The 18,360-nt window shown below is 43.1% G+C and carries 14 protein-coding genes and 1 riboswitch; of the genes, 12 read left to right on the forward strand and 2 right to left on the reverse strand.

All coding sequences use genetic code 11. From position 1 onward, the window contains the following. The first annotated feature begins 11 nt into the window (after positions 1–11). The 3 genes from ftsA to lpxC all read left to right on the forward strand — a co-directional run bounded on the left by ftsA (position 12) and on the right by lpxC (position 3,621). Positions 12–1,274, forward strand: a complete 1,263-nt coding sequence (ftsA, locus tag F952_RS04885; RefSeq protein ID WP_004923341.1) for a cell division protein FtsA — start codon at positions 12–14, stop codon at positions 1,272–1,274. Positions 1,275–1,438: 164 nt separating this feature from the next. Then, positions 1,439–2,608, forward strand: a complete 1,170-nt coding sequence (ftsZ, locus tag F952_RS04890) for a cell division protein FtsZ (RefSeq protein WP_004923343.1) — start codon at positions 1,439–1,441, stop codon at positions 2,606–2,608. A 110-nt stretch (positions 2,609–2,718) separates the two neighbouring features. Further along, the gene (lpxC, locus tag F952_RS04895; protein WP_004923344.1) at positions 2,719–3,621 is read left to right on the forward strand and encodes a UDP-3-O-acyl-N-acetylglucosamine deacetylase; all 903 of its coding nucleotides are present in this window, start codon (positions 2,719–2,721) and stop codon (positions 3,619–3,621) included. A gap of 96 nt (positions 3,622–3,717) precedes the next feature. On the opposite strand, the gene F952_RS04900 is transcribed toward lpxC, so the two are convergent. Beyond that, a complete protein-coding gene (locus tag F952_RS04900; protein WP_171056935.1) occupies positions 3,718–4,164 on the reverse strand; it encodes a DUF721 domain-containing protein in 447 nt (148 codons plus the stop codon). Between the two features lie 104 nt (positions 4,165–4,268). Here F952_RS04900 and F952_RS04905 point away from each other — a divergent pair, with 104 nt between their 5' ends. From F952_RS04905 to recJ, 9 genes are all read left to right on the forward strand, one after another. Beyond that, the gene (locus F952_RS04905; RefSeq protein WP_004923348.1) at positions 4,269–4,964 is read left to right on the forward strand and encodes a M23 family metallopeptidase; all 696 of its coding nucleotides are present in this window, start codon (positions 4,269–4,271) and stop codon (positions 4,962–4,964) included. A 268-nt stretch (positions 4,965–5,232) separates the two neighbouring features. Beyond that, on the forward strand, positions 5,233–7,947 hold the full coding sequence (gene aceE, locus F952_RS04910; protein ID WP_004923350.1) for a pyruvate dehydrogenase (acetyl-transferring), homodimeric type: 2,715 nt from the start codon (positions 5,233–5,235) through the stop codon (positions 7,945–7,947). 3 nt (positions 7,948–7,950) lie between these two features. Continuing rightward, on the forward strand, positions 7,951–9,936 hold the full coding sequence (locus F952_RS04915; protein WP_004923352.1) for a 2-oxo acid dehydrogenase subunit E2: 1,986 nt from the start codon (positions 7,951–7,953) through the stop codon (positions 9,934–9,936). 137 nt (positions 9,937–10,073) lie between these two features. Beyond that, a riboswitch (yybP-ykoY riboswitch) is annotated at positions 10,074–10,244 on the forward strand. Positions 10,245–10,274: 30 nt separating this feature from the next. Further along, the gene (locus F952_RS04920; RefSeq protein WP_004923356.1) at positions 10,275–10,850 is read left to right on the forward strand and encodes a TMEM165/GDT1 family protein; all 576 of its coding nucleotides are present in this window, start codon (positions 10,275–10,277) and stop codon (positions 10,848–10,850) included. A gap of 208 nt (positions 10,851–11,058) precedes the next feature. Beyond that, positions 11,059–12,075, forward strand: coding sequence for an AI-2E family transporter (locus F952_RS04925; RefSeq protein ID WP_004923359.1), 1,017 nt, complete (start codon positions 11,059–11,061; stop codon positions 12,073–12,075). 127 nt (positions 12,076–12,202) lie between these two features. Then, positions 12,203–13,669, forward strand: a complete 1,467-nt coding sequence (gene guaB / locus F952_RS04930; RefSeq protein ID WP_004923364.1) for an IMP dehydrogenase — start codon at positions 12,203–12,205, stop codon at positions 13,667–13,669. Positions 13,670–13,789: 120 nt separating this feature from the next. Continuing rightward, the gene (gene glmM / locus F952_RS04935) at positions 13,790–15,121 is read left to right on the forward strand and encodes a phosphoglucosamine mutase (protein ID WP_004923367.1); all 1,332 of its coding nucleotides are present in this window, start codon (positions 13,790–13,792) and stop codon (positions 15,119–15,121) included. Between the two features lie 15 nt (positions 15,122–15,136). After that, positions 15,137–15,793: a pyridoxamine 5'-phosphate oxidase gene (pdxH, locus tag F952_RS04940; protein WP_004923370.1), complete on the forward strand. Its 657-nt coding sequence runs from the start codon at positions 15,137–15,139 to the stop codon at positions 15,791–15,793. Beyond that, positions 15,794–17,500: a single-stranded-DNA-specific exonuclease RecJ gene (gene recJ / locus F952_RS04945; protein ID WP_004923374.1), complete on the forward strand. Its 1,707-nt coding sequence runs from the start codon at positions 15,794–15,796 to the stop codon at positions 17,498–17,500. 47 nt (positions 17,501–17,547) lie between these two features. Here recJ and F952_RS04950 read toward each other — a convergent pair whose 3' ends face one another. Then, positions 17,548–18,321, reverse strand: a complete 774-nt coding sequence (locus tag F952_RS04950) for a putative porin (RefSeq protein WP_004923376.1) — start codon at positions 18,319–18,321, stop codon at positions 17,548–17,550. Positions 18,322–18,360: the final 39 nt, after the last annotated feature.

An 18,360-nucleotide genomic window follows, 5' to 3' on the forward strand; every position in this document is an offset into this window, starting at 1 on the left:
GGTAGTGAGTAATGAGTGAAGCTGTTCCCTCGGTTGTTGCGATTGACATTGGGACACATAAAGTTTCAGTTTTGATTGGTAAAGTTCACGCACCGGATAACATTCAGGTCATCGGGATGGCCACTGCACGTAACCGTGGCATGAATAAAGGCAAAATAGTTAGTCTCGATAAAGTCATCTCCGCAATTAAAAATGCCGTTGCTGAAGCGGAAAACATGGCTGAATGCCGTGTTCACACAGCATGGGTGTCGATTCCAACAACAGAATTACAAAGTTTTTATGCTTCGGGTCGTATCCCTATTGCGAAAGCTGATCATACTATTACCACGAATGAGGTCGTGCGCGCGTTAGAACTTGCAAAAGCAAGCCATGTCACGCCAGATTATTACTTGGCCAGTGCTGTACCACTTGGTTTTGAACTGGATGATTCATCAGAATGGGTTCAGAATCCGATCAATATGTCGGCACATAGTATGACTGGACATTATCAGTTGATGATGATGCCGATCAGTATCATGCAAAATCTGGATCGGGCCATGAAAGGTGCCAGTATCGGTGTCGAAAAAATGGTGGTGTCCTGTCTTGCAACAGCCGAAGCCAGCTTGCTTAAAGATGAAAAAGAGTACGGTGTCTGTTTGTTGGATATTGGGGCAGGCACAACCAATATTGCGGTGTATCTGGATGGTCGTTTGGCGCTTGCGAGAACGTTGCAGCGTGGTGGCGAAAATGTAACGCGCGATATTGCGGCCGTTTTACAAACGACGACAGAAGAAGCTGAACGCATCAAAATTCTACATGGTTGCGTCGATTTAAGCGCCATTAAGCCTGATCAAATGATTCAAGTGCAAGCCATTGATGGCCCACAGACCATTAGTCGTATTGAACTTGCTGAAATCATTATTGCGCGTTATGAAGAAATTCTTGGACAAGTACGTGATGAACTTGAACGAAGCGGTGCCATTCATGGTTTATATCATGGTGTGGTACTAACAGGTGACGCTTGCCAAATTGAGGGAATGATTAGTTTGGCACGTCGTATACTGGGTGTTTCTGCACATCTGGGGAATCCGCCATTACAGGTTTATGCTGATGATCAGCATCAAGCTTCGATTCGACGTTCTATGTATGCCACAGCAGCGGGTTTATTGATGTTCAGTCAAAGCGAGCTGCAAGATACGGTCGAAGATTCCGAAGAAGCGTCACAACGTTCGTTATGGAATCGTGTTGCAAATGGCTGGAATACCTTGAATACCAAGCTAAAAGCCATCTTTTAAGGTGTATGTGTTTTTAGGGAATATTGTTGGGATGTTGTAATAGTAAATTGTCATACTTGACAAGCTAAGTATTGAGCAGCATCCTAAAATCTATTGTTTATTAAAGATCAAGGCAGTATACGGGCTGAAGTGACTGCCAAATGAATTAGGGAACTCTACAGGTCATGGCCTCATTTGAATTTATAGAAGATGAACTAAGCGATAGCAACGGTCAAGCCCGTTTCACTGTGTTTGGTGTTGGTGGTGGCGGTGGTAATGCCGTACAGCACATGGTGCAATCTGATATTAAAGGTGTGAAATTTGTTTGTGCCAATACAGACAAGCAAGCACTTGACAGTATGAATGCGCCATTCAAGATTCAGCTCGGAGAGCAAAGTACACGCGGGTTGGGTGCAGGTGCAAATCCAGAAGTGGGTCAGATTGCAGGTGAAGAAAGCCGCGAAATGATTCGTCAACATCTTGAAGGCACAGATATGGTATTTGTGACGGCAGGTATGGGGGGTGGAACAGGTACAGGTGCTGCACCAGTCGTTGCTGAAATCGCACAGGAAATGGGAATTTTAACGGTGGGTGTTGTTACGACACCGTTTAATTTTGAAGGTCGCCGTCGTCAGCGTGCTGCTGAAAAAGGAATAGAAGCACTCGAAGCACATGTCGACTCTTTGATTATTATTCCAAACCAGCGTTTGCTCAGTGTCTATGGCGACATTTCAATGCGCGATGCCTACAAAAAGGCAGATGACGTATTGCTTAATGCGGTACGTAGTATCTTTGATCTTGTGGTTAATCGTGGTCATATTAACCTTGACTTCGCCGATTTGAAAACTGCCATGAGTACGCGTGGTTACGCGATGATGGGTGTCGGTTTAGGTCGTGGTGAAGATCGTGCACGTCAGGCTGCAGAGCAGGCCATTCGTAGTCCATTGTTAGATAATGTGAATATCATCAATGCTAAAGGTGTATTGATCAACATTACTGGTGGTGATGATATTACCTTGCGTGAAACAGAAATTATTACCGATGTAGTCAACCAGATTGTCGATCTGGATGAAGGTGAAATTTTCTACGGTACGGTCTTTGATCCAGAAGCACGTGATGAGTTACGTGTGACAGTTATAGCAACAGGTTTAACCCGTAACGCGAGCGAAGCAGAGCCACGCAAACGTCATGTTCCACATCATGTTCATGTGCCAACGGCACATGCTGTAGATGAAGATGATGTACCTGCGATTAGCAAACGTCAAGGAACTGAGGCCTCTGCTGCACCAAGTTCATCACCTCGCTCATCTCCAATGAGTATTCAGGATTATCTTAAAAATCAACAACGTAAATAGTTTTTGCATAAAGATAGCCAAAAGGTAGTGAGATTCACTACCTTTTTTATTTTTTATCAATAGCTAAATATGCTAACGTATATCGGTTTTTAAGAGAAAGTTAGAGTAGCATGTTGAAACAACGTACCCTCAAACGTGTGGTAAAGGCGAGTGGCATTGGTCTTCATAGTGGTCAGAAGGTCATGATCAATTTTTTGCCCCATACAGTTGATGGTGGAATCGTGTTTCGCAGAATTGATTTGGATCCACCTGTCGAAATTCAGGCAGATTCGCTACTGATTCAAGAAGCTTTTATGTGTTCGAATCTGGTACTAGAAGACGTTAAGGTCGGAACGATTGAGCATGTCATGAGTGCCATTGCAGGGCTTGGCATTGATAATCTGATTATCGAAGTATCTGCTTCTGAAGTACCAATTATGGATGGCAGTGCAGGGCCGTTTATTTACTTGTTGATGCAAGGCGAGTTGCATGAACAAGATGCACCGAAAAAATTTATAAAAATATTAAAGCCCGTTGAGGCGCTGATTGATGACAAACGTGCCATTTTTACGCCACACGAAGGTTTCCAGTTAAATTTTACAATTGATTTTGATCATCCCGCATTTGCCAAAGAGTATCAGTCTGCCACGATTGACTTTTCGACAGAAGTATTTGTTTATGAAGTCAGTGGCGCAAGAACATTCGGTTTTATGAAAGATCTTGATTATCTAAAAGCCAATAATCTGGCATTAGGAGCGAGTCTGGATAACGCGATTGGCGTCGATGATACCGGTGTGGTGAATGAAGAAGGACTACGATTTTCGGACGAATTTGTTCGACATAAGATTCTGGATGCTGTGGGTGATTTGTATCTCATGGGACATCAGATTATTGCCAAGTTTGATGGCTATAAATCTGGGCATGCACTGAATAATCAGTTATTACGCAATGTACAAAGTGATCCTTCTAACTACGAAATTGTAACATTTGATGACATTAAAAATTGTCCAATTCAGTATGTACACGTCGCCTAAGTAATTGTGTTGTGGTTGAAATGTTATATTGTAATAAATTAAAAAGATAACTGCGTCACATATATTTTTAAAATAGACATTTTACTGAAATGGTTGTTACTTTTTATTGCTTGCCAAACGTAATAAAGCTTGGCTAAGCTTAGGGTCGCTCACCAAGCCAGCGGCACCTTGTAACATTTCTTGTGTCTCAGGCGTGAGAGAGGTTTTTGAATCTGTAGGGGATTGGGGAAGTTGCGATTTTGGTCGTAAACGCACTTGAATTTTTTGTAGTTCATTTAAGCCTTCAAGTTGAGCCAACTTGGTAATATATTGTGTTTGAAGATAGCCAAGCTGACTAATCATGGCCTGATTTTCGCCGGTTAGGGTCAACACACCATATTGATAACAGACTACTTGCCATTTTTCAGGTTGAGGCAATAAGGGTTGAATAAGTTTCGTAAGTTTTTGCCATTGTGCAACTTGCGCTGTAAGAAACGTTAAGTTTCCTGTTTTTATGTGTTTTCTTGTTTGTTGAAACACGTTTTTAGGTTCAGACATTGTCAATATCCAGTTTGAATGTGTCTTCATCTTATACGTGTATTTCAACGGATATCAAGGAAGAGATCACACAAGGAACTTTGAGTAAGAACAGTTTCAAGAGGTTTTTTATGCATCCGCGCCGTATTTTACTTGCTTTTTCGCTGGCAGCTTCTGCCGCATCAGTCGCTTTCGCTGATTATCAAACGATAGACCAAACCAGTGCAACACCATCAGACCGTCTTGAACAACTCTCTCGTACATTGAGTCAGGGTTCTTATTCACATCCAGATGATCTTGATTTACCTGCCAGTGCGAGAGTTTCAGTAACTTTACGCGAAAAATCAATAGAGCTAAATAACCAGACCCTCGAGAAAAAGTATCCTGGTTCGTCTTCTCGTTATAACACGTCCAATAATAATAGCCCTTATTCATGGTTAGTCACCCATCCTTTGCCAGATATGGTTCGTGTATCATCTGAATTTGGTACGCGTACACTGTTGGGTACGACGCGTCCTCATGAGGGAATTGATTTATCTGCGCCGAGTGGCACACCAATTTATGCCTCTGGTCCAGGTATTGTCACCAAAGCAGGCTGGGGTACAGGTTATGGTCAATATGTTGAGATTAATCATGGAAATGGTTACCTGACACGTTATGCACATGCTTCACGAATTATGGTTCAAGTGGGTGATCGTGTGAGTGCGGGTGAACGCATTGCTAATGTTGGTTGTACAGGTCGTTGTACAGGCCCACACTTGCATTTTGAAGTGGTGAAAGATGGTCAGCGTAAAAATCCAGGCTCTTATCTTGCGTTATTGCCGTAATGAGTGCATGTCAGATTATTTTCTCCATGTCTCTCACCGATTCAGTTATTTTTACGGATGAATTAAGCCTAACATTGAATCTCAAATAGTTGTGTATAAAAAATCGCCTTTAATTGGCGATTTTTTGTTATTTTAGGTTATAAAAGGTCAATGACTATTTATTATCTAAATAATGATGCCAATCTGTATTCACCTGTGGGGATAACTTGCATCCCCCTAAATATGATAAAAATAGACCCCATACAAAAGACTAAGGAAAAGGTGAGTTATGGCGTTTTATGGTGATTCCGACGCACAAGAAACCAAAGAATGGCAAGATGCATTTGACTCGGTTCTACAGCACATGGGAACTGAGCGCGCTGCATTCTTATTGGAAAAGCTTTACCAACGTGCGATTGCAAAGCATGTTCCCATTCAACGTCTAAATACGCCTTATTTAAATACGATTTCGGTTGCTGAAGAACCTGCGATGCCAGGCGATCAGGATATGGAACGCCGTATTCGTGCATTGATCCGCTGGAACGCTTTGGCGATGGTATTGCGTGCGAATAAGACAGGTGATGATTTAGGTGGTCACTTGGCCAGCTTTGCATCTTCAGCAACGTTATATGATGTTGGTTTTAACCACTTCTTCCGTGCCAATAGTGATAACTTTGGCGGCGACATGATCTATTATCAAGGTCACTGCGCACCAGGTATTTATGCACGTTCATTCCTTGAAGGCCGTTTGACTGAAGACCAGCTCAATAACTTCCGTCGTGAAGTGAATGGTAACGGTTTATCAAGCTACCCACATCCATATTTAATGCCTGATTACTGGCAGTTCCCAACAGTATCGATGGGTCTTGGCCCAATCATGTCGATTTATCAAGCGCATATTCAAAAATATTTGATGAATCGTGGCTTGATTAAAGAAGAAGATCGTAAAGTTTGGGCATATCTTGGCGATGGCGAGATGGATGAACCTGAAAGTACAGGTGCAATCTCACTTGCAGGTCGTGAAAAATTAGACAACCTGATTTGGGTGGTGAACTGTAACTTACAGCGTCTTGATGGTCCTGTACGTGGTAATGGTAAAATCATTCAAGAACTTGAATCTTTATTCCGTGGTGCGGGTTGGCGTGTCATTAAAGTGGTTTGGGGTCGTCATTGGGATCCGCTATTGGCCAAAGATAATTCAGGCGCACTTAAAGCCATCATGGAAGAAGCGGTTGATGGTGATTATCAACGTTATCAAGTAAAAGGTGGTGCATATACGCGCGCGCACTTCTTTGGTAAATATCCTGAAGCTGAAGACTTAGTGAAAAATCTAAGCGATGAAGATATTGATAATCTGAATCGTGGTGGTCATGACCCGTACAAAGTATACGCAGCGTATGCAGAAGCGATGAAGAGCACAGGCCAGCCTACGGTAATTTTGGCAAAAACTGTCAAAGGTTATGGTTTGTCTGACGAAATCGAAGCGGTTAACAAAACCCATCAGATCAAAAAGATGCATGTTGATTCACTTAAATATGTACGTGATCGCTTCAATCTGCCATTTACCAATGAGCAACTTGAAGAACTACCGTTATATCGTCCAGCAGAAAACTCGCCAGAATTAAAATACATGAAGGCACGCCGTGAAGCATTGGGTGGTTATCTGCCTGCACGTCGTAAAGAAAGTGAAGCACTGGCGATTCCAGATATTTCAATTTTTGATAGCGTTTTAAGCGGTAGTAACGGAAAAGAACAATCCACCACGATGGTGATGGTACGTTTGATTGCTGCTTTACTTAAAGAAAAAGCAATTAAAGACCGTGTTGTGCCAATTGTTCCAGATGAAGCACGTACCTTTGGTCTGGAAGGTATGTTCCGTCAATTGGGTATTTATGCTGCGCATGGTCAGAAATATACACCAGAAGACAATGAACAGCTCATGAACTATCGTGAAGCCAAAGATGGTCACATGTTGCAAGAAGGGATCAATGAAGCGGGTGCGATGAGTGCATGGGCTGCGCTTGGTACCAGTTATTCAACCAATAACTTGCCAATGATCCCAATGTACATGTACTACTCAATGTTTGGTTTCCAGCGTATTGGCGATATTGCGTGGGCAGCAGGTGATGCGCAGGCGCAAGGTTTCTTGCTCGGTGCTACAGCGGGTCGTACCACATTAAACGGTGAAGGCTTACAGCATCAGGACGGTCACTCACACATTCTGGCAAATACTATTCCAAACTGTATTTCTTACGATCCATGCTTTGGTTATGAATTGGCTGTTGTGGTGCATGATGGTTTACAGCGTATGTATGTCAATCAGGAACGTGTGTTTTATTACTTAACGGTCATGAATGAAAACTATGAACATCCAGAAATGCCAAAAGGTGCTGAAGAAGGTATCAAGCGCGGGATGTATTTGTTTGAAAAAGACGACAAAGCCACTGTACAGCTTCTTGGTTCGGGTGTGATTCTGCGTGAAGTGATTAAAGCAGCGAAAATTTTGCGTGAAGAATATCAGATCCACTCAAATATCTGGAGTGTCACCAGCTTCAATGAGTTGTCACGTGATGGTATGGCGTGTGATGAATACAATCGCTTGCATCCGCTTGCAGAAGAAACCAAAGAGTCTTGGGTATCTCAGCAGTTACGCGGTACAGATGGTATCGTGGTATCAGCAACAGATCATATGCGTGCGTATAGCGAACAAATTCGTGCTTACCTTCCAGACAATCGTCCTTATGTCACATTGGGTACAGATGGTTATGGTCGTTCGGATACTCGCGGCAATCTGCGTAGTTACTTTGGTGTAGATGCAGCTCACATCGTGGTCGCAACATTGAAGAAACTGGCAGATGAAGGTGAAGTTGAAAACCGTTTGGTCAAAGACGCGATTTCAAGCTTTGAATTGGAAACTGATCGTCCAGTCGCATGGGCACCTCAGGCACATCCTGAAGTTCAGCCTGTTGCAGCTTACGAAGAACACTCAGGTGAGGGGAACTAAGACATGCAAGTGAAAACACCTGATATTGGCGTAGATAAAGCAACCGTTGCTGAAATTCTGGTAAAAGTCGGCGATACTATTTCAGAAAATGACAGTCTGATTCTACTCGAATCGGACAAGGCTTCTGTTGAAGTACCAAGTACAGCTTCTGGCGTGGTAAAAAGCATTTTGGTGAGCCTTGGTGATGAAGTTTCGGAAGGAACAACACTGATTGAGCTTGAAAGCGGCGACAATACTGACAAAACTGAATCTGAATCGGCACCAGCCCAAACTGAAGTTAAAGCAGAAACACCTGTTGAGCAAGTTGCTCCACAGGAAACCAAACCAGCGACTTCAACTTCGGCTGCATCATCTGTAGTTGAAGTTCAAGTGCCAGATATTGGTGTAGAAAAAGCCACTGTCGCGGAATTGTTAGTCAGTGTCGGCGATGAAATCGCTGAAAATGACAGTCTGGTTCTACTTGAGTCGGATAAAGCTTCGGTTGAAGTGCCAAGCACGGTTTCTGGTACGATTGAAAGTATCGAAGTGAAAGCAGGCGATACCATTCAAGAAGGTGTTCTGCTACTGAAAGTCAAAACAGCAGGTGCTTCGAATGCTGCACCAGCGAAACAAGAAGCTGTTGTACCTACAGCGGCACCTGTTGCAACCAAAGCAGAAACTCAGGCTGAGACGCCAGCAGTTCAAAGCGCACCAGCTGGGGCAGTAGATGTACTCGTGCCTGATTTGGGCGTAGACAAGGCTGCCGTGGCTGAGATTTTGGTCAACGTGGGTGACAAGATTACCAAAGATGAAAGTATCGTTGTGGTGGAATCAGACAAGGCGACTGTTGAAGTTCCAAGTACGGTATCTGGTATTGTCAAAGCTATTCACGTAAAAGCGGGTCAGGATGTCAAAGAAGGCATTCTTTTAGTGACTGTAGAAGCTGAAGGTGCCGTTGCAAGCGCGCCAAAGGCACCTGTAGCAAAAGCTGAAGCAGCTCCTGCGCCAGCGGCACAGAAAGCTGAAGCACCTGCGGCTAAAGTTGAAACAGCACCACAAGCAGGTGCGGACAAGCTCACCAAAGAGCAAGAAGCTGAAAATTCGAAAGTCTATGCAGGTCCAGCGGTGCGTAAATTGGCACGTGAGTTGGGTGTTGTGTTGGCTCAGGTTAAAGCATCTGGCGAGCATGGGCGTTTGATGAAAGAGGACATCTATGCGTATGTCAAACAACGTCTAACAGCACCTGTTGCTGCGCCAAAAGCTGCGGCTGCGGCAGTTGCATCAGGCTTGCCAACATTGCCAGATTTCAGTGCATTTGGTGGTGTGGAAGAGAAAACGCTGACACGTTTACAGCAAGTATCGATTCCACAACTCTCTTTAAATAACTTTATTCCTCAAGTGACTCAGTTTGACCTTGCGGACATTACTGAACTTGAAGCATGGCGTAATGATTTAAAGGGTAACTTCAAAAAAGAAGGGATTAGCCTGACCATTATGGCATTTATCATTAAAGCGGTTGCGCATCTTTTGAAAGAAGAGCGTGAATTTGCTGGACATTTGTCTGATGATGGTAAGTCTGTATTGTTGCGTAAAGAGATTCACATGGGTATCGCGGTCGCGACACCAGATGGCTTGACTGTGCCTGTGCTTCGCAATCCTGATCAGAAAACGATTAAGCAAATTGCGGTTGAACTGGGTGTAATTGGTCAAAAAGCACGTGATAAGAAGCTTTCACCAAAAGATTTACAAGGTGCAAACTTCACTATTTCAAGCCTGGGCGCGATTGGTGGTACGGCATTTACACCTTTGGTGAATTGGCCGCAAGTGGCAATCTTGGGTATTTCACCTGCAACTATGCAGCCTGTATGGAATGGTAAAGACTTTGACCCGCGCTTAATGTTGCCACTGTCATTGTCTTATGATCACCGTGTAATCAATGGTGCTGACGCTGCGCGTTTCACCAATAAGTTGACCAAGTTACTTCAGGACATCCGTAGCTTGCTTATTTAATGCATAATATTTCTTAATTCTGTTATTTCTCTAAAAACCTCGCTCTGGCGGGGTTTTTTAATGCAGTTTCATTTATCGGAAGCGCATTAAGAACAGAAAATTCAATTTGAAAAAAAAATTAAACCCCTTTACACTAGGCTTACTTCATTGGGGAGTAGCCTCTATTTACGCAAAGTAAATAGGTGATGATCAACATAATTGCTCAACAGAGCATGGTCATCATAGCTTAAACGCTTCCAAGCGTTCCAGAGTTGGCAAGACCTTTGATTTATCGTTCTGCACTTTTTGGCTAGCAGGAGCGATAGGTCATAGGTATTTGTGCTAGCCAGAGAACAGACATGCAAGAATTCCTAATTTCGACTTCTGTTGTTGCCCTTGCTGAAATGGGCGACAAAACCCAGCTTCTCGCGCTTTTACTCGCTGCCCGGTTCCGCAAACCTGTTCCGATTTTGATTGCAATTTTGTTAGCGACGACCATCAACCATGGTTTGTCTGCTGTATTGGGTCAATGGCTGACCACTGTCTTAAATCCAACGGTCATGGTATGGGTCTTGGCCATTGGTTTTATTGGAATGGCCATGTGGATGCTTATCCCAGATAAACTGGATGATGAAACCGACAGTATTAATAGATGGCAGCGTTTTGGCGTATTTGGGGCAACTTTTATTCTGTTTTTTCTTGCAGAAATTGGTGATAAAACTCAGATTGCAACCGTAGCGTTAGCAGCCCGTTTTGACAGTGTATTCTGGGTAATGCTGGGTACGACGGTAGGAATGATGATTGCCAACGCACCAGCAGTATTTATTGGCAATAAGATGGCTGACCGCTTACCGATTGCCCTGATTCATAAAATTGGTGCTGCGATTTTCCTGATCGTGGGTATTTCGACCTTGGTGCAACATTACTTCTTCTAACTCAGTTGATCATAAAAAAACGCCCTCTAGAAGGGCGTTTTTTAATTTATTTTTGTGTTGAATAAGCACTTTTAAGATGCATGAGTTGGTCAGATTTACGTTAAAATATGATAGAGAGTATTGAATCGAAAGATTCATGCTAATGAAATAAAAAACACAAAAGTAGAATCAGGTGCGTGCCGTTTTAGGCAGAATATAGGATGTTGGTATGCAATTAATGAATGAGCGTCAATGCGTCATTGCAAGTTATGTGATCATGACCTTAAGTCTGTTGATGATCTTGCCATTGCATCTTTTGCCTGGACTGCTTTCAGGTTTATTGGTTTATGCACTGGTCACCAGCCTAAGCCCGTATGTTGAACGTTTTTCAAATCGCAAATATGGGCGTGTGACCGTGGTTGCAATTTTTAGTATTGTTATCATCACGTTGCTAGTGGTGTTAATGGTCAGTCTGAGTGCTTATGTGGTGCATGATCTTAGAGGTGGCGGCTTGTCCTCGGTCAATGCGAATCTGGATGTATTGCTGAAAAAATTCCAGCATGAAGTAGGCGGATATTTTCCTGGTTTTGTGCCAGAAAGTATCGATGAAATGAAAGACACACTCTTGAGACTGTCAAAGGACCACTTAATTACCTTACAGCATGCAGGAACGGACGTATTACATGGTTTTGTGACCATGATTGTTGGCATGATTTTGGGTGCGTTGATTTCTTTGCACCCGCATCAGAGCGAAAAGGAAATGCCACTATTTCGACGTGTCTTTCTTCAGCGTTTAGACATGCTGTATCGTGCGTTTAAAAATATTGTATTTGCACAAGTCAAGATCTCACTGATTAATACGATTCTATCAGGTTTATTTATTTTTATTGCTTTGCCTTTGATGGGAATGCATTTACCATTCGGTAAGACATTGGTTATTCTTACTTTTGTATTTGGATTATTGCCCGTTATTGGAAATTTGATGTCGAATACCTTGGTGGTGCTGGCCGCGATTAGTGTCTCATTTACTACTGCCGCAATTGCATTAATGTATTTGGTATTGATTCATAAACTCGAATATTTTTTAAATGCAGATATTATTGGACAACGAATCAATGCCAAAGCCTGGGAGCTTTTGATTGCCATGCTGGTATTTCAGGCGGTTTTTGGCTTGATTGGTCTGGTTGCTGCACCAATTTATTACGCTTACTTCAAAAGTGAGATGAAAAAGGCCGAATTGATTTAAATGGTACTGAAAAAAATGCCTTGAACGCTGTGGAAAAGCAGGACAAATAAAAAATTAGCGCAAGAAAAATGAAATTTAGTGTTAAATTTGTTTATAATAGCTCACGGAAATTACCAGTGAGATTGTTATGCTGACCATCGTTCAAGAAGCGTTAACCTTCGATGATGTCTTATTACTCCCTGCCTATTCTACAGTTCTCCCAAAAGATGTCTCCTTAAAGACACGTTTGACTCGCGGCATTCAATTAAATGTTCCACTTGTTTCAGCTGCAATGGATACAGTGACTGAGTCACGTATGGCGATTGCGATGGCACAAAACGGTGGTATCGGTATTTTGCACAAAAACATGGACATTGCTGCACAAGCTGCAGAAGTTCGTCGTGTGAAAAAATTTGAAGCAGGCATGGTCAAAGATCCGATTACGGTGAGCCCTGAAACCACAGTACGTGAATTGATTGCAATCACACAAGCAAACAATATCAGCGGCGTACCTGTAGTGAAAGATGGTCAGGTTGTTGGAATTGTGACAGGACGCGATACACGCTTCGAAACGAATCTTGAGCAGCCTGTAAGCAATATCATGACACCACAAGATCGTTTGGTGACAGTGAAAGAAGGCGCATCAAAAGAAAGCATTCAGGCATTACTACAAAAGCACCGCATTGAAAAAGTTTTAGTGGTGGATGACCTTCATGCGCTTAAAGGCTTGATTACTGTAACAGACTTTCGCAAAGCCGAACTTTATCCGAATGCATGTAAAGATGAACTTGGCCGTCTACGTGTGGGCGCAGCTGTCGGCACAGGTGCAGAAACGCCTGCACGTGTTGAAGCACTGGTTGAAGCAGGTGCGGATGTGATTGTTGTGGATACAGCCCATGGTCATTCTGCAGGCGTCATTGAGCGTGTACGCTGGGTAAAACAGAACTACCCACAAGTACAGGTGATTGGTGGCAACATTGCAACAGGTGATGCAGCATTGGCTTTGCTTGATGCGGGTGCCGATGCAGTTAAGGTCGGAATTGGTCCAGGTTCAATTTGTACCACACGTATTGTTGCGGGTATTGGTGTACCTCAAATTTCAGCCATTGACAACGTTGCGCGTGCCTTGAAAGGTGAAATTCCATTAATTGCAGATGGTGGTATCCGCTTCTCTGGTGATATGGCTAAGGCTATTGCTGCTGGTGCAAGTACGATTATGGTCGGTTCATTGATGGCAGGTACAGAAGAAGCACCTGGTGAAGTCGAGTTCTTCCAGGGGCGTTATTACAAAGCTTATCGTGGTATGGGTTCTTTGGGTGCGATGTCTGGAGCAAGTGGCTCTTCAGATCGTTATTTCCAGGACGCGAAAGCGGGTGTCGAAAAGTTGGTCCCAGAAGGGATTGAAGGTCGTGTACCTTACAAAGGTCCAATGAGTGCAATCGTGCATCAGATGATGGGTGGTTTACGTTCATCTATGGGCTATACAGGGTCTGCTGATATCGAAGCAATGCATCAAAATACCCAATTTGTGAAGATTACGGCTGCAGGTATGCAAGAGTCACATGTACATGATGTGACCATTACCAAAGAAGCGCCAAACTACCGTATTGGTTAATTTTCAATACGGTTGAGCCTGAATAAAAAACGCCGTCAGTCCACTGACGGCGTTTTTGTTTTGGTGTAAAGTAAACAGATAGATGGTGGCTTCACCACAAGATAAAGAAGTGAGTCAAAGATGAGTTATTTTGGAACCGATGGCATTCGTGGAAAATTCGGTGAGATGCCGATCACCCCTGAATTTGCATTAAAATTAGGGTTTGCCGCTGGAAAAGTATTAAAACGAACAAGTCCAATTAATAAGCCTATTGTTGTTTTGGGTAAAGATACCCGTTTATCTGGTTATATTTTAGAGTCAGCTTTACAGGCAGGTTTAAATGCGGCAGGCGTTTATGTGCATTTACTGGGGCCTTTGCCAACCCCTGCAATTGCGCATCTAACGCGTGCTTTACATGCCGATGCAGGTATTGTGATTTCTGCATCTCATAATCCCTACTTTGATAATGGCATTAAGTTTTTCTCTGGTGAAGGTAAAAAACTACCTGATTCACTTCAAGATGAGATTAATCAGGAACTTGAGCACGAGTTGCATATTGAAGACACCGCAAATTTGGGTAAAAGTGTGCGTCTCATCGATGCTAATGGGCGCTATATCGAGTTTTGTAAATCAACTTTTCCGTATCATTTTGACTTACGAAATCTGACCATTGTGGTGGATTGTGCCAATGGTGCAGCCTATAACGTAGGTCCTTCGGTTTTTCGTGAGCTCGGTGCAAAAGTGATTGCACTGTATAATGATCCGAATGGTATGAACATCAATGAGCATTGTGGTTCAACCCATCCAGAAAATCTGCAAAAAGCAGTGGTTCATTACAAGGCCGATTTAGGCATTGCTTTTGATGGTGATGCAGACCGAGTGATTCTGGTTGATAAATTCGGAGAGTTGGTCGATGGAGATCATATTCTATATATCTTGGCGACTCAGGCCAAAAAGAAACCTGCTGGCATTGTCGGCACGGTCATGAGTAATATGGCTTTGGAATTGGCTTTGGCAAAAGCTGATGTGCCGTTTATACGCGCCAAGGTCGGAGATCGCTATGTGTTACAGGCACTTGAAGAAAATGATTGGGTGACTGGAGGCGAGCCTTCTGGACATATTTTGACCTTAGACAAGAGTACAACGGGTGATGCCATTATTGCGGCATTACAAGTGTTGACGGTTATGGTTGAGCAAAATAAAGCTTTACATGAACTGGTAACTGGTTTTGAATTATTCCCGCAAGTACTGGTCAATGTGCGTCTGGATCAAATGATGGATCCATACTCGGTCCCCGCCTTAGTCAGTGAATTTGAACAGGCAGAAGCACAGTTGAAAGGACGTGGACGTCTATTGATTCGTAAATCAGGTACCGAACCTGTCATTCGTGTGATGGTTGAAGGTGACAATCAAAAAGAAGTCACTGACTTGGCTCATCGTTTGGCAGAATCTGTACGTACACATGCCGCCTAAGGTAATCAATTCGCTATGAAAGATGTAATTAAAGATCTCAGCGAACTTCGCATGAGTTATGAAAAAGGTGAACTACACGAAGCGCAAGTGGACACCCATCCTCATGAGCAGTTCTTACAATGGTTTAATCATGCATTGCAATCGAATCTGCATGAACCTTACGCAATGTCATTGGCGACCTGTAATCGTCAAGGACGTCCCCATGTAAGAACAGTTTTATTGCGCGGTGCAACAGCACAGGGTTATGACTTTTATACCAATTATGACAGTCAGAAAGGCATCGATCTAGCCGAAAATCCATATGCAGAGTTGCTGTTTTACTGGCCGAGCCTAGAGCGTCAAGTACGTATTGGTGGGATAGTCAATAAAATCTCGGAGCATGAATCGACAGATTACTACCATAAACGTCCTCGTGATAGTCAGATTGCTGCACATATTAGTACGCCGCAGAGTGGAATAATTGCAAATCGTGAAGAATTACAGCAACGTTTTAATCGGTTATATGAGCAAGTCGGTCAGCAGACGGTACTTTCTAAACCAGAGTTCTGGGGAGGATATCGTTTGCAGGCAGATTATTACGAGTTCTGGCAGGGGCGTCCGAATCGCTTACATGACCGTTTAAGTTATCAAAACACAGATGGCACATGGGTTGTGCAACGACTGATGCCATAAATGCGCACAATTCAAATCAAACAGCGACCGTTACTCACACATCCTGATCAATTTCAGGATGTGCCCGAATTTATTGCGCATATTTTAGCCCGTCGAGGTGTCGACTCTATTCAGCAGTTAGATTTAAAGCTGAAATATTTGCTCAAGCCAACATTAAAGGGCTTGGATACTGCAATTGCGCTGATTGATCAAGCCATCGACCAGCAACAGCAGATTATTATTGTGGGTGACTATGATGCAGATGGTGCAACCAGTACGGCTTTGATGTGTCTAGCTTTAAAAGAAATGGGCGCAAGAGTTGATTACATTGTGCCTGATCGCTTTAAGTATGGTTATGGCTTAACCCCTGCAATTGCTGATCTGGCGCATCAACAATGTCAACCAGAGCTGTTGATCACTGTCGATAATGGTATTTCAAGTCATGCTGGTGTAGAGCAAGCACAGCAACTGGGCATGAAAGTGATTATTACCGATCATCACTTAACGACCAAATCTGCACCAGATGCTGAAGCCGTGGTTAATCCGAATCAACTTAATTGTCCGTTTCCAAGTAAAGCATTGGCAGGGGTCGGGGTTGCATTTTATCTGTTGGCACATTTATCGAGCTTAAGGCAGGCACATCACAAACCAAGTTGCAAAATCACGCAATATCTGGATTTGGTCGCATTGGGTACATATGCCGATGTCGCGAGCTTAGATTATAACAATCGGATTTTGGTCGATGCAGGTTTAAAACGGATTCAGCAACAGCAATGCCGTGCTGGCATACTGGCATTACTGGATATCGCTAAACGTGATCCTTCGACGTTAAAAGCACAAGATTTAGGATTTGTACTTGGACCACGCATTAATGCAGCAGGTCGGATGGACAGCATGAATATCGGCATTGAATGCCTGCTTGCAAGTGATCTGGAAACTGCCTATCCGATTGCAGAGCAACTGAATCGACTTAATCTTGAGCGTCGTCAGGTCGAAACGGAGATGAAACAGCAGGCACTTGGCTATCTTGAAGATATTCAGTTACAGCATGAAAATATTCCGCCTGCCTTAGTCATGTTTGCAGAAAACTGGCATCAAGGTGTGATTGGAATTGTGGCGGGACGTCTTAAAGAGCAGTTTCATCGCCCCAGCATTGTATTTGCACCTGATACGGACGGGGAGCATATTAAAGGATCTGCCCGTTCTATCGAAGGTATTCACATCCGCGATACGATTGAACAGGTTGCAGAACAACATCCTCATTTAGTCAGTCATTTTGGGGGGCATGCGGCGGCGGCGGGCTTAACCCTGAAAAAAAGTCACTTTGAAGAATTTAAAAACGTATTCACAGCGTGTATTGCGCAAATGGATGAAACTTTGCTGCAAGCGGTGCTCTGGACCGATGGCTCTTTGCCTGCACAGGCTATTGATCTGGAAACTGTCGACTGGATCGAGCGTCTAGGGCCTTGGGGACAAAAGTTCCCACTTCCACAGTTTGAAGGACGTTTTGAAGTGCTGGATTATCGCTGGCTGAAAGATATACATCTCAAGTTAAAACTTGGCTTGGGAGAATATGGCTCTGTAGATGCGATTGCATTTAATGCAGCACAAAAGTTTGATTTTGATCCAATGAAGAAACATGTCAATTTGGTATATGAGCTAGATCGTAATGAATTTAATGGCAGTGTAAATTTACAACTTCGCATCTTACATTTAGATCAGACATAAAAAAAATCGCTCATTTGAGCGATTTTTTTTATGTTCTTAAGCAGTGCTTAGAAACGGTATGATGCACCCACTGAGTAAGTATTGTAGTCATCACCAAAACCTAATCGGCCATCAACACTGACTTGCTGATTGAAGAATTTTTTAGCAGTGATGCCCCATTGATCTAAATTCGTTGCTTTATCTTTTTGATAATCTGCACCAACGCTCAATGTTTTGTCGATATAGTAGTCACCAGCGACATAATATTGTTTGTTGTCATTGTTGCCGAATACACCACGAGCTTCTAAGTTCACGTCATGTTGACCAACTTGAGTCACATATTTTGCACGTAAAGTTGGATCGACATCGTCACCACCGTCTTTCGTGTCATAACCTTGTAAACCAAGTGCAACTAATAAACCCGGTGCTGGTAAATAACCGACTTCAGCATTGTAACGCGTGGTTTTCGTGTCACTAAAGTTTTTAACCTTAGTTTCGTCACGAGCAACACCTGCACCTAAATAAAAGTCGCTATTTGGTACATAGTATTCACCTGAAAGCCCTAAGCTGCTTTGCTTGGTTCCATCGTTGTCACCATAAAGTCCACCCAATGTTACGCTGCTAGCACGGTCAAGGAATGCTGCTTCTGCCAATGGTGAATTACGGGTTTGAACTGGATTAAAATAATAAGTACCACTCGCACCAAATACGCTCACACCATCACCGTTATCTGGATCAAGGTAGTTATAATTACCGTTTACTTCTGTTTGATAAGCGTGAGCAGCGGTTCCTACAAAAGCGAGTGAAGACAAAAGTGCTGTGACTAGAGTTAACTTTTTCATGGAAATCTCCCCTCCAAAAAAATTATTAATTAATGTTTT

The sequence above is a fragment of the Acinetobacter baylyi DSM 14961 = CIP 107474 genome, from assembly GCF_000368685.1.
GTDB classification, from domain to species: domain Bacteria; phylum Pseudomonadota; class Gammaproteobacteria; order Pseudomonadales; family Moraxellaceae; genus Acinetobacter; species Acinetobacter baylyi.